The following is a 12,994-nucleotide window of genomic DNA, read 5'->3' as shown; positions in this document are numbered from 1 at the left end:
ACCGATTCCACCTGCGATTCCTCGAATCCGCAGGGGCCATCAGCGCGCTGGCAGTTCGAAATCGCAAGATTTCAGGTGGGCTCCATCACCAGTGACCAGTTAAACACATACCGCGACGATCGCCCATGGGATTTCAGCTACATCTCGCCCCGGCGTCGTCGGTAAGGTAAATTGGAACGACCGGCAATGGATCCTGCCGAGGTGGCGCCCGGGTGCGACCGCCTGAACCGCCGACCGGCTGACGGTTCCTTCACCTCGTGGTGAAAGGAACCGTGTTGAATATCGTCATCGGTTACGACGCCCACGAAAACAGTCGGGCTGCTTTGGTTTTCGGCGCCAGCCTGGCGCGTATGCTGCATTCGCAGATCCGGGTGGTCCACGTCGTGGACATCGGCGATCTCCCCCTCGACCCCGACGAACCCGAGTACGAAATCGAGATCGGCGAGCACCTCGAAGAGCATCGCCGCATCGTCGCGGAACTGCTCGGCCGCGACGCCGACGACTGGTCGTATGCCACTGGGCACGGCAATACCGCACACATTCTGGCGCGTGAAGCCGAAAGCTGTGACGCCGCAATGATCGTCGTGGGCCGACCGCATCACGGAGTCGGCGCGATGCTCGAACACGCCCTCAGCGGAGCCGTGTCCCGGAAACTGATGAATCGCAGCACCTTTCCCATCGTGGTCGTTCCGGAAGGACAACCGCCACTCGCCGTGCCCGGTACTCGGTCGTGAACGAGCGTTACCTCCGCTCCCCGAGTGCTGAAGCGGGGGGCGAGCGTTACCTCCGCTCCCCGAGTGCCGAAGCGAGGAACGAGCTTCGGTGTAACGAGGGGTCTGGCGAGACGAAGAAACCAACCCGACCCCCGAGCAACCCGAGTCTGATCTTCGCCGACGGCCGAACGATGCCGGAGAACACTGAACCGGCCTATTTCGGTGATCTCGGGTTGGACAGAATCGTCGGGGAGATCGTGGCAGGCGACTACCGAACCCTGGCCCCGCTCTACTTCTCGATCGCCGACGCCGCTTCGGTCGCGATGCGCCACAGCATCTTTCGAGACCTGGAGGCGAGCCAGAGTCTGGAATCGGCGATCACCCAGTTCGGTGCGGACATGCGGTACACGCTCGACGTCACCGACCTGGCCGCCTCCGTGGGCGAGCGCGTGCAAGCCATGCGCTGGCATCTGTATGCGTGTCAGTCGTATCTGCGAACCGTGGATCGGTTTCACCGTGGGCTGCGCGCTGCGCAACCGGAGGCGCCTGCTCTACAAGAACTCGCGTCCTACCTCGACGAATACTGCGGCGACGCCGCATACACGCGACTCGCGTCGGAGACGGCGAGAATCGCACGCGCCCTCGGCGCGGTGCGCTACTGCGTCGAGATCGATGCGGATCACGTCGCCGTGAGCCGCTATCGGGACGAACCCGATTTCAGTGACCGGACACTGCGGATTCTCAGCCGCATGACGGTCACGTCCGATGATCTGGCGGAGGCGATGGCGGAGCCGCCGCTGCGTGAACTCAGCAACGTCGAATCGCAGATACTCCAGCGTGTGGCGGCCCTGTTTCCGAATGAGTTCGAAGCGCTTGCCGAATTCTGCCGCGGCACAGAGTCGTTCATCGATCAGCGGATTTTTCGCGCGGATCTGGAACTGCGCTTCTACCGACACTACCGCGATTTCATGGCTACCGTAGCCACCGACGACCTGCACTTCTGCTTCCCGGCCATTGTCGAAGATCCTACGCAATCGACCTGGGTGCGCGACTGCTTCGACCTTGCGCTGGCAATCGACGCGGGTAAGCGAGACCCGTTGGTAGTCAATAGTTTCCGCCTCACACCGCCGGAGCAGGTGCTAGTCGTCACCGGGCCGAATCAAGGTGGCAAGACCACCTTCGCCAGGATGATCGGGCAACTTCACCACCTCGCTGCCGTCGGTGTCCCCGTTCCGGGCAGCGCGGCTCGAATCCGGTTGCCCCACGCGATCTTCAGTCATTTCGAGCGGCGAGAGAACACGGCCGCCGGACGCGGCAGACTCGCCGACGAATTGCGACGCGTCAAGCAGATCATCGATCGCGTCGGTCCCCACGACGTCGTCATCATGAACGAGAGTTTCACGTCGACGTCACTGCAGGACGCGCGAGTTCTCGGTGAGGCCGTGCTGCGCGATCTCATCGCCGCCGGTTGTCTCGTTGTCTACGTCACTTTCGTCGACGAGTTGTCGCGGCTCTCCGATGCCACCGTGAGTATGGTGAGCGCCGTTGCGCCACTCGATCCGTCCAGCCGGACTTTCCGCATCGAGCGTCGTCCCGCGGACGGCGTCGCGTATGCCGAGGCGATCGCGCGAAAGTATCGCGTGACGTTCGATGCACTGACGCATCGGCTCAGCTCGTGAACACCAGGCTCCTCTTCGCAGATCACGACGTCGATCTCGACGGGCGAGCACCCGACGGAGCCGGAGAGGTGATACGTGACCTCGGGTTGCAACCGATCATTCACACCATGGCCGACGAGGATGCCTACCTCCACGGCGTCGTCGCGGCGCAGCTGTTAGCCATGCAGACCGACCTCGCGGTGATCACCTATCGCCACGCCGGGATCGATGACGCACTGATGAACGTCGATTCGGTGCGGGACATGTACCAACGGGCGACGGCCGCCCTCGATGAACTCAGACATCACGCGTTGGCGGCGCAGGGCCGGGTCGGCGCCGAGCATCATGTACGACGTTCGCTCGCGATTGTGTCGGTATTGTCTGAACACCTGAGATCACTTGTAGCGCAGGCACGTTCGACCTACGGAAGCTTTACATCGCCTGCCTTCGGAGGGTTCTGTTCGCGTCTGGCCGCGACGTTCGACGAGCAGTACCTGGCCGAGCTTCGGGCGCATCTGCGCGAGCTCGACTTCGAACACGGAATTCTGCTCAGTGCGCGCCTCGCCGACGGTGGGCAGAGTACCGACTATGCGGTGCGTACGGCGGTGCACCACAGTGTCGTCCAGCGAGCCCGACGTCGTAGTGCTCACTTCCGGCTCGATCCCGACGATGTACACGCCGGGCAGATTCTCGACCGGCTGCGCACGCGGGCCCTCCACCGGGTCGCCGGGGCGCTGGCTGATTCGGCTGCCGAGTTGCAGCGCTTCTTTCAGGCGTTGCGCTATGAAACGGCCTTCTACCTCGGTGCGATCAACTTGCATCGGGCGCTGCGCCAGACATCCGCGCCGGTTTGCTACCCGCAGCCCAAACCCGTTGGGTCGCAGGTGTTCACCTGTCGCAATCTGTGCGACGCCGGTCTGGTCTTGAGCCGACGGGATCGGGTGGTCGGCAACGACGTCGTCGCCGACGGTGCCGCCCTCATCATGATCACCGGTGCCAATCAGGGCGGCAAATCCACCTTTCTGCGCAGTGTCGGCGCAGCGCAACTCATGATGCAGGCCGGACTACCCGTCACCGCGACGTCGATGGCGGCGGATGTCCGCACAAGCCTGGCCACGCACTTCACTCGAGAAGAAGACGTCACGTCGGTCAGTGGAAAGCTCGACGAAGAGTTGGCGCGACTGAGCCGGATCGTCGACGGACTGACGCCGGCGAGCCTGCTGTTGTTCAACGAGTCGTTCGCGTCGACGAACGAACGGGAAGGCGCGACGATCGCGGCAGGCATCGTTGCGGCGCTGACCGATGCCGGGCATCGGGTCTTGTTCGTCACACACATGTACGAGCTGGCGGCCGGCTTCTACGCCGCCGGCACCGGACTCTTCCTCCGGGCCGAACGCACCGACGCGGGCGAGCGAACCTTCCGGATTCTGACCGGCTCACCGCGCCCAACCAGCTACGGTGCCGACCTGTACCGGGAGATCTTCGGCACTCCGGGCTAAGGGGTGAGACGTGTTGAAACTGCAGTGGCACAATGGGTTTCGGTTGGTTCGTGATGACCGGAAGTGCGGTACCAGGATCACCGATGGCAGGCGCTCTCCGCGGTTGAGCCTGGTTTCACCGATGGTGGACTCATTTCGCTGGTTGAGCCGTGAGGAGCGTTAGCGACGAGCGTGTCGAAACCACGGTGAGACAACGAATTTCGGTGAGTCGATGCAAACCAGGACAGCCCAACCGTCGAATGCACCTGTTGGGTGCACGACTGGAGATGATCACCACGATCGGAACGCGAGATGAACCGTCGCGCGTAATCTGTTGTGTCACCGTGGTTTCGACACGGACCTCGGCTAGCGCTCGGCTAGCGCTACTTCGACTCGGCTAGCGCCTCGCTCAGCACGGCGCTCGGACCGGCTCAACCAGCGGAGGGGTGTCTTCGGTGGATCCAGGTTGAGCCGTGAGGAGCGTCAGCACGGCGCTCGGACCGGCTCAACCAGCGAAATGGGCCCGCCATCGGTGGATCCAGGCTGTACTAGCCGAGTGATCACCAGGGTTTTGCTCAACCAGCGACGGGGCTCGACAGGCGAAGCAACCTCCGCTGGGTGAGTGAGTCGAAGCCGAGTTCGGCTTGGGATTAGTTGCGCGCTTCCTGGCTTCTCACTGCGGTGGTTCCTTCGCGCTGCGGTCGTCGAACAGTTACGGCGGTAACTCGCAAATACGGCGGTAGCCGCTGCCGTGGGAGAGGATTGCTGCCGTGGGAGATCGGCTACTGCAGTGGCAGGCGGTTACCGAAGCGGGAGTGACCGCAGCGTGCGCTGATTGCCGTCGCGGGAATCCGGCTACTGCAGTGGGAGGTGGCTACCGCAGTGGGACTGGCGGTGGTGGGAGGGGTTACGGTCGCGGGGATCCGCCTACTTCAGTGAAACTGCAAGTTCTGCAGTGCGAGCGGCGTCGACGACGATGCGGGCCTCGTCGAAACTCCCGAGGTATCTCCGGGGCGAGCGTACCGACGGGCGTTTCGTCGCTGGCCGACCTGGCAAGGCGAGGACGCAGCGGTAGCGGCAGCTATCGTGACCGGTGACGACGCAGCCAGGCGGCCAGCGGGCCCCGAGGGCCGCAAAGCGAACTTGGTAGGGACGCCCTGATGGAAGTCGCATCTAAACCATTGGGTAAAGCTGCCGAGGTTGGGTGTTGTGGTGCTCCATGACGGCCATGTCCACCTCGTTTCCTCACAGACACCCGCCGTCAACGACGAGGTGTCTGCGAGTAGACGAGGTGAACCGTTCGCGGGCGTTTCTACTCAGTGCGGCGCAGAGGTTGGACGGCCGACTCCCCCGGGTTCATCACCTGCCCCACCGGTAACAACGAATCGATGCTGCATCTACCTCGGGCGCGGACGCGCGCCTGGTGTAGAGCTTGTGGTGAGTGTGATCCGACGGTACCGAGTGCAATCGGCCTGATTGGAAACTGCCTGCTCAGCGGTGGCGGGGTGAATGTTCCCTCGGCAGCGGTGACCGGGCCAGAGTGCAATCGGCCTGATTGGAAACTGCCTGCTCAGCGGTGGCGGGGTGAATGTTCCCTCGGCAGCCGTGACCGGGGCAGAGTGCAATCGGCCTGATTGGAAACTGCCTGTTCAGCGGTGGCGGGGTGAATGTTCCCTCGGCAGCTGTGACCGCGCAGAGTGCAATCGGCCTGATTGGAATCTGCCTGTTCAGCGGTGGCGGGGTGAATGTTCCCTCGGCAGCCGTGACGGTACCGAGTGCAATCGGCCTGACTGGTAACTGCCCGCTCAGCGACGGCGAAGTGAATGTTCCCTCGGCAGCCGTGACCGCGCAGAGTGCAATCGGCCTGACTGGAAACTGCCTGCTCAGCGACGGCGAGGTGAATGTTCCCTCGGCAGCCGTGACCGCGCAGAGTGCAATCGGCCCCAATCGGAAACTGCCTGCTCAGCGACGGCGAGGTGAATGTTCCCCCGGCATCCGCGACGGGGCAGAGTGCAATCGGCCACTCGGCACTCCGGGCTAATCGCCTGCGTCCGGGACCTGATCGCGCGCCTGAACCGTCATCTCGCCGTCGACGTAGGAGAGCACCTGATAGGAAGCGGTCGGCACGGTCGCGTCACCGACACCTATCAGCGCCAGCAGTGGACGGATGACCGCATCATGGGTCACCAGCACTACCGGTCGGCCGGTGGTCTCGGCTCGCGCCGCCAGCCGAAACAGAGCCGGCCGTGCTCTGGACATCACCTCGGCGACGGGCTCAACGCCCGGGGCGTCGTCCACCGAACCCCATTGCGCCACAACCTCATCCTTGGGGTGTCCGGTCCACTGTCCGTAGTCGCGGTCGTTGAGGTCTTCGTCGACCTCGGCGGGCACCCCGATCGCCGTCGCAATCGCCTGCGCCGTCTCCCGAGCGCGACGCAACGGACTGGACACCACAACCCCCGCCGACGAATCGGCCAGCGCCGCCGCCAACGCTTCGGCCTGTCGTCGGCCGTTCTCGTTCAGATCCGGATCGGCCAGACCCCGCAGCTTCCCGTCGGCATTCAAAACGGTTTCGGCATGGCGTACCAGATAGATCGTGCTCGACATAGAACTCACCCGTCTCTGAGGAGTGTTCGCGGAAGCCGACGAGGGAGTGACGTCCATGTGCGCACCCACCAATCGTCCACGATTGGCAGGAGCCATCAGCCGGGCGGCGGTTCGAGCGTTCGCTCAGGTGGGATCCATCACCGAAGCCCCACGATAGCAAGACCGGCCCGCGCTATCGAGGCTTTCCGCCGCCCTCGACCGCTGACTGCTCCGCTCCCAAGGTGAGAATCCGCAACGCCTGCATTCCCGCGTCGGTGACGTCGTCGGCGCTCAGCGGCTTCGTATTTCCGCTCAACGACAGCGCCGCCACCCCGATCCACGCACCGGACAAGAAGTGTGACATCAGTCGCGCATCGACCGCCTGCACTTCGCCGTCGTCGATCGCCTCCTGCAGCAGGCGTTGGAAGGACGCGCGCAGGGTCTCGACCCGCTCGTCGATATGGATCTCGGCAGCCGACGACGCCGCGTGCGTCCGCAGCGACCGTGCCGCCAGATATCGCGTCAGCGCGGGATGGTCGACGAGCACCCGCAGATAGGCGCGACCGATGCCGCTGATTCGGTCGACGGCCGGCCCGGGGGCACGGTATGCGCTGGTCAGGTCCTCCGCGGCGACCTCCAGCAGGTGCTCGATGGTCGCGGCGACCAGCCCGTCCTTGGTGCCGAAGTGCACGTACACCGAGGCCGCTGACACGCCTGCCCGTGCCGCGACGTCCTCGATCCGAACCTCGTCGGGCGTCGTGTGCGCGAGCAGTTCCTCGGCGGCGGCGAGCACCGCCGCGCGAGTTCTCGTTCGACGCCGTGCGCCGCGTTCGGACGCTTCGTTCGCCGTCTTCTCAACCGTCATCGCCGCTCATCGTAACCCGGCGGAAAGCCGCGTTGATCGCCTTAAATAGAGTTCAACTCTAGACTAGAGTGAGACTCTAGATTACTCTCGTGGCACTGGCGGCCCGCCAGATCACAGAGGAGAAGCGCCCATGCCCACATCGGTTCACGACACCCAGCCGCGACCAACCGACACCGACCCAGACCTCCCGCATATTGCAGGCCGAGGGGGTTGCCGAAGCGGTGGCGTTCTTCGACGACGTCGAGACGCTCCCGTCCTGGTTCGACATCGACTCGCTGCGCGTCGGGGCCAGCATGGGCAGGCGCAATCTGTTCGGCATGAACCTCGGTCACTCCGCGATGGCGTTCACCTACATCGACCCGGCCACCGCCGAGGTGATGAGCGCGACCGGACGTTTGGCAGGCGGCGGCGACTATCGGCGTCGAATGCTGGAGACCGCGACCGGCTTCGTCGGGGCGCTCGACGTCGACGGGATGCTGCCCGGTGGTGATCGGTGGATCATCTGGGTACGAAACCGTTTGCTGCACACTATGATTCGGCTCGGCATTCACCGCAGCGGGCGGTGGTCGCGTTATGCCGACGGCGTGCCCGTCAGTCAGCTCGCGACCGCGGCGTGCAGCTACATCTTCGGTAGCCATCGGGTGGACGTGATCAAGTTCGCCGGTGGTGTCGTCAGTCAGGAGGAGCGCGACGGATTCGCGCTGATGTGGCGCTGGATCGCGCGTATCGAGGGTGCGAACAATCAGTTGCTGGGCCGGACTCACGCCGAAGAGTTCGCGCTGCAGTCGCGCGAGCATCAGTACATTTACGCGCCGAGTGACAAGGGAGCCGAACTCGCGGAGAGCGTGATCGTCGGCGTGACGAAGATGCGCATGTTCCGTGGATCGAGGGCGGTCAACCAGGCGGTCCTGCGTCAACTCCTCGCGCCCCGGATGACGCCGACCGTGCCGAACGCCGACTTCCGCGACTGCCTCGACATCGCGCCGGAGCCGCTCGCCGAGGTCTTCGTGCGGCTCGGCGCGTTTTTGCTGAAGATTCCCAACCAGCTCACGCGGCTGAGAGTCGTGCGCGACTACTTCGACCGCAACGGCCAGCGGATCCTCGACGACGCCATCGAGCGCGGACTGCGCGGCGTCAAAGCCGAGTACCGGGGGACCCCGGTCGATGGCCGCCCAACGGACCAGTAGTCACCGATCCGCGAGGAGTATCCATGACCAGCACTTTTGCCACCGAAACTGACATCGACGAGGCCGTCGACGCACTCACCGCCGGCGCGGCGCGATGGGTCGTGATGGGTCTGACCGAGCGCATCACCCTGCTCGAACGGACCAAACGCAGCATCGCCGCCGCAGCCGACGACTGGGTCGCCGCCGCGATCGATGCCAAGGGCATCCCGACCGGACCGCTCGAGGGCGAGGAATGGATGTCGGGTCCGTATGCGACGCTCGCCGGATTCGGCGCGATCATCGACAGCCTCACCAAGATCGACGCCGGAAAGTCGCCGGCGTCGGGGCTCCCGACGCACACGGCACCGGGCAATCGAACCGCATTCCGGATGCTTCCGGGAAACCTGTTCGAGTACAACCTCTTTCACGGCTTCTCCGGTGAAGTATGGCTTACGCCAGGTGTTTCCGCCGACGCTGCTCGACGTCGAGCCGGCCTCGGCGCGACCCGCCGCGGTGAAAACGGGGGAGTGGGGTTGGTGCTCGGCGCAGGCAACATTTCGTCTATCGGACCGCTCGACGTCCTGTACGAGTTGGTCGCCCACAACCGCGTCAGCGTCCTCAAACTCAACCCGACCTTCGCGTCGCTGACCCCGGCCTACAGCGCCGCGTTCGCCCCGCTGATCGGCGCCGGCCTGCTGCGGATCGTCAACGGCGGAGCCGACGTCGGGCAATATCTCACCGCGCATCCCGGCATCGACCACGTCCACATCACCGGCAGTGCGGCTACCCACGACATGATCGTGTGGGGATCGCTCACCGACAAAGCCGGCGAGCCGAAGCTGCGCAAACCGATCACCAGCGAACTCGGCGGGGTGTCGCCGATCATCGTGGTGCCGGGCGACTGGACCGTCGAGGACCTGCGCTTTCAAGCCGAACACGTTGCGACGCAACGCTTTCACAATTGCGGGCACAACTGCATCGGCGGCCAGGTGCTGATCCTCTCCGCGGACTGGCCGCAGAAGGAGCGCTTTCTCACCGAGATCCGGCGCGTCGTCGATCGCCTGCCCGCCCGCGCGGCGTGGTACCCGGGGACCGACGCCAAGGTCGCGGCCGCGCTCGACGCGTATCCCGACGTCGAGCAGCTCAACGGACGCGTTCTGCTCGAAGTGAACGATTCGACGTCGCAGGACGCACTGACGACCGAATACTTCGGTCCGGTGCTGGCGCACACCGAACTCCCGGGTGTCGGCATCGATTTCCTCTGCGCCGCAGTCGATTTCGCCAACGATAGACTCGACGGCTCGCTCGGTGCGAGCATGATCGTGGCGCCCGGGGATCGAGCGGCCATGGGATCGAGATTCGACGACGCCGTCGCCGACCTGCGCTACGGAACCATCGGCATCAACGTCTGGAGTGCTATCGGCTTTCTCGTGCCGGCGTTGTTGTGGGGAGCATTCGCGGGCAACACGTTGCACGACGTCGGGTCGGGTATCGGTATCGTGCACAACTCACATCTGCTCGACGACGTCGAGCGCAGCGTGGTGACCGGACCGTTCCGGCCGTTCCCGCGGTCCATCGCCCGCGGTGAATTCGCGCTATCGCCCAAGCCGGCCTGGTTCGTCACCGCCCGTTCCGCCACGGGCGCCGCCGAGCGGCTGACGCGGTTCGCGGCGCGGCCGAGTTGGCGCAGACTTCCCGGTATCTTCAGCGAGGCGTTCCGGGCGTAGCGACCCTCACCGTCGGACGAACGTCCCCTTCCCGACCACGGGTTCGGTGTCGCGGTCGGAGATGTCCTGGCCGCACTCCGAGCACACCACCCGTGCGTGCATGCGATGTCCGCACGGCTTGTGCAATAACTCGACCGGCGGGTCGGCCAATCCGGTCCATTCGTTGCCCCACTCCATCATCGCGACGTAAACGGGGAACAGCGCGTGGCCTTTGCGGGTCAATCCGTATTGCGTGCGGGTACCGCCGTCGGGGTCGGGGCGGCGTTCGAGGATGCCGCCCGCGATCAATGCGTGCAGGCGATCGGTGAGGATGTTGCGCGACAGCCCGATGCCCCGCTGGAACTCCTCGAATCGGTGTGCGCCGTTGAACGCCTGCCGCAGGATCGGCCACACCCACCGTTCGCCGAGGATCGCCGACGCCCGGGCGATCGCGCAGTTCTCCTCGGCCAACTCTTCGTGCTTCATGGGCGCCATCCTAGAGTTGAAAGTTGCAATTCGCTACGGTCGTCACCGACCGGTGAATCGTGCCTCGCGACGCTCGATGAACGACAGCATTCCTTCGCGGCCGTCTTCGGTGTGCAGCAGGGCGGTCATGTCCGGCTCCAACCGGGCGAACGCCGCGTGTTCACCCTCGATCCGTGCGCGGTGCGCGGACTCGAGGGTCGTCCGCACGCCCAGCGGGCCGGACTTCGCGCTGATGTACTCGGCGAGTTCGATGGCGCGATCGAGGTGGCGGCCGGGCTCGACGACCTCCTGGACAAGCCCGATGCGGTGCGCCTCGGCGGCGTCGTACGGCTCACCGGTCAGCAGCCATCGCATGGCGTTGCCCCAACCGGCCTGCTGCGGAAGTCGGACGGTGGCGCCACCGAAAGCGTAGATCCCGCGGTTGATCTCCATCTGCGCGAACCGCGCATCAGACGAGGTCACGCGGATATCGGCGGCCAGCATCAACTCGATGCCCAGGGTCATCACCAGCCCGTGGGTAGCCGTGATCAGCGGCGTGGTCCAGCTGCCGTCCTTGCGCCACGGGTCGCGCAGGCCCGGTTGCGAGTAATTGAGGACGCCCTCGTCGATCTTCGGCGCGACCTGTGCGAGGTCGAGGCCGCTGGTGAAGTGCTTGCCGTGGCCGAACAGCACTCCGCAGCGCAGGTCGGGGTCGGTTTCGAGTAGGTGATAGGCCCGGCCGAGTTCCTCGAGCATCGCGATGGTGAAGGCGTTGAACTTCGTCGGGCGGTTGAGTCCGATCAGTAGGACGTGACCCCGACGCTCGACGGTGACCGTCGGTTCGGTCGCGTCGACGTCGGGCGTCGCGGTGGCGGTGGTCGATTCGGTCATGGTGGCATCCCTGTCGTCACGGGCGGCTCCGGCGGCCACCCTCTGGGAGAATATTAGTAGTAAATTGAAACTAATGTAAGGTCAAGCTTCCATGGCGAGTTGCGAATTGCGACTCAGTGTCGCGCAGTATCCGGTCCCGACATGACAGTCGGCGCGCCTACTCTTCAGGTCCGCTACGGTCCTGCCATGAGTTCCGCAGACCGAATGCGCCTCGGCAGACTCGGCGCCCTGTTGCTCGACGCCGGGCTGTCGGTCACCGAGGTCCGGGCGCGCGTGTCGGCGGCCGCCGACGTCGCCGGGCTCGACCGGCTCAGTGTCTCCGTGCTGCCGGAGGACGTGCTGCTCGCCGACGACGACACCGGTGACGTGTCGATGGTGAAGGCGCCCGGCGTCGAACTGTCGATGCGCCAGACGGCGCTCGCCGTGCGACTGGCCGGACGGATCGTCAATGGAACCGTCGCGTTCGACGACATCGCCGCGCAGGTCGACGCCGTGCGCGCGACCGTGCGCCGCTATCGCGGACCGACCTGGGTCGCCGGTGCGGCCCTGGTGTCGGCCGGATTGGCGCTGGTGTTCCGCTGCCCGTGGTGGGCGATCGCCACCTCTCTGCTCTTCGGTGGCGTCGTCGGGTTGTGCATCGCGTCGGTGCGTAGGACGCCGGCGTCGGTGGCGGTCCTTCCGTTCGTGACCGCGGTCGTCTCGACGGCGCTGGTCGGCGGGGTCGACCGGCTGTTCGGCTTCGGGCCGATACCGTTGTTCGCCGTCTGCGCGCCCGTCGCCATCCTCGTGCCCGGTGCGCTGATCACCAATGCGCTGCTCGAACTCACCGCCGCCGACGTCGTCACCGGTGCATCACGCCTGATGTACGGGATCACGGTGCTGGGATTCATGACTGTCGGCATCAAGGCCGGGGCCGAGCTGACCGGTGTCCGCCTCGGCGGGACGTCGGCGTCGAACCCGGCCCACGTCCCGCGCCTGTCCGACGCCGCGAGCGGCTGGCAATCGCTGCCGCCGGTCTGGGTGTCATGGCTGGGGGTGGTGCTGCTCGCCGTCGGCATCGGGCTCGCATTCGGTGCCGGCGTACGGCTCAGTGCCGTCACGCTGGTCGTGATGGTGGGGGTCTACGCCATGCACACCGTGCTGGGACCGCACGTCGGTGACATCGCGGCCAGCGGAATCATCGCCGGAGTCGTTTACCTGGCGTCGTACGCCGTCGAGCGCACCAACGCCGCGATCCCGTCGGTCGCCTTCTTCTTTCCCGCGTTTCTGCTGCTCGTCCCGGGCACGGTCGGCCTCGTCGCGCTGGCCTCCTCGGACCCCGACGCCATCGGCGTCGCAGTCGGAACATTCGTCAGCCTGTGTGTCGGCATCAAAGTGGCCGAGTTGTTGTCCACCCCGGGAGATCACCGATGACCACACCTGTCGCTCGGACCGGACTCGACCCGGTGCCCCGCGACTGTGCTCGA

Annotated in this window: 10 protein-coding genes and 2 riboswitches; of the genes, 6 read left to right on the top strand and 4 right to left on the bottom strand. The window is 65.3% G+C overall.

Going from position 1 to position 12,994, the window contains the following annotated elements; translation table 11 throughout:
• Window positions 1–23: 23 nt before the first annotated feature.
• Window positions 24–99, bottom strand: a riboswitch (Fluoride riboswitch).
• A 176-nt stretch (window positions 100–275) separates the two neighbouring features.
• The 3 genes from HH308_RS25015 (at window position 276) to HH308_RS30565 (ending at window position 3,870) form a co-directional block, all read left to right on the top strand.
• A complete protein-coding gene (locus tag HH308_RS25015; RefSeq protein ID WP_170196990.1) occupies window positions 276–734 on the top strand; it encodes a universal stress protein in 459 nt (152 codons plus the stop codon).
• Window positions 735–904: 170 nt separating this feature from the next.
• Window positions 905–2,392 carry a MutS-related protein gene (locus tag HH308_RS25010; RefSeq protein ID WP_170196989.1) on the top strand — a complete coding sequence of 496 codons (1,488 nt, stop codon included), beginning with the start codon at window positions 905–907 and terminating at the stop codon, window positions 2,390–2,392.
• Complete coding sequence (locus tag HH308_RS30565; protein WP_170196988.1) at window positions 2,389–3,870, top strand: MutS-related protein; 1,482 nt, start codon at window positions 2,389–2,391, stop codon at window positions 3,868–3,870. Before HH308_RS25010 ends, HH308_RS30565 begins: the two co-directional genes overlap by 4 nt.
• Window positions 3,871–5,886: 2,016 nt before the next feature.
• On the opposite strand, the gene HH308_RS25000 is transcribed toward HH308_RS30565, so the two are convergent.
• Both HH308_RS25000 and HH308_RS24995 read right to left on the bottom strand, forming a co-directional pair.
• Window positions 5,887–6,456 (bottom strand): histidine phosphatase family protein, encoded by a 570-nt coding sequence (locus HH308_RS25000; RefSeq protein ID WP_170196987.1) that lies wholly within the window; start codon window positions 6,454–6,456, stop codon window positions 5,887–5,889.
• 79 nt (window positions 6,457–6,535) lie between these two features.
• A riboswitch (Fluoride riboswitch) is annotated at window positions 6,536–6,607 on the bottom strand.
• A 21-nt stretch (window positions 6,608–6,628) separates the two neighbouring features.
• The gene (locus HH308_RS24995; RefSeq protein ID WP_170196986.1) at window positions 6,629–7,300 is read right to left on the bottom strand and encodes a TetR/AcrR family transcriptional regulator; all 672 of its coding nucleotides are present in this window, start codon (window positions 7,298–7,300) and stop codon (window positions 6,629–6,631) included.
• 89 nt (window positions 7,301–7,389) lie between these two features.
• On the opposite strand from HH308_RS24995, the gene HH308_RS24990 reads away from it, so the two are divergent.
• Together HH308_RS24990 and HH308_RS24985 are read left to right on the top strand one after the other, a co-directional pair.
• Entirely contained in the window at window positions 7,390–8,487 is a 1,098-nt protein-coding gene (locus HH308_RS24990; RefSeq protein ID WP_312870845.1) for an oxygenase MpaB family protein, read from the top strand.
• Window positions 8,488–8,510: 23 nt separating this feature from the next.
• Window positions 8,511–10,193, top strand: a complete 1,683-nt coding sequence (locus HH308_RS24985; protein ID WP_170196985.1) for an aldehyde dehydrogenase family protein — start codon at window positions 8,511–8,513, stop codon at window positions 10,191–10,193.
• A gap of 6 nt (window positions 10,194–10,199) precedes the next feature.
• On the opposite strand, the gene HH308_RS24980 is transcribed toward HH308_RS24985, so the two are convergent.
• Window positions 10,200–10,658, bottom strand: coding sequence for a winged helix-turn-helix transcriptional regulator (locus HH308_RS24980; RefSeq protein WP_170196984.1), 459 nt, complete (start codon window positions 10,656–10,658; stop codon window positions 10,200–10,202).
• A gap of 42 nt (window positions 10,659–10,700) precedes the next feature.
• On the bottom strand, window positions 10,701–11,528 hold the full coding sequence (locus HH308_RS24975) for a crotonase/enoyl-CoA hydratase family protein (protein WP_170196983.1): 828 nt from the start codon (window positions 11,526–11,528) through the stop codon (window positions 10,701–10,703).
• 186 nt (window positions 11,529–11,714) lie between these two features.
• On the opposite strand from HH308_RS24975, the gene HH308_RS24970 reads away from it, so the two are divergent.
• Window positions 11,715–12,941: a threonine/serine exporter family protein gene (locus tag HH308_RS24970; protein WP_170196982.1), complete on the top strand. Its 1,227-nt coding sequence runs from the start codon at window positions 11,715–11,717 to the stop codon at window positions 12,939–12,941.
• Window positions 12,942–12,994 lie beyond the last annotated feature (53 nt).

This window comes from Gordonia asplenii (genome assembly GCF_012933505.1).
Classification (GTDB): Bacteria; Actinomycetota; Actinomycetes; order Mycobacteriales; family Mycobacteriaceae; genus Gordonia; species Gordonia asplenii.
This window is presented reverse-complemented; position numbering and strand designations above follow the sequence as displayed.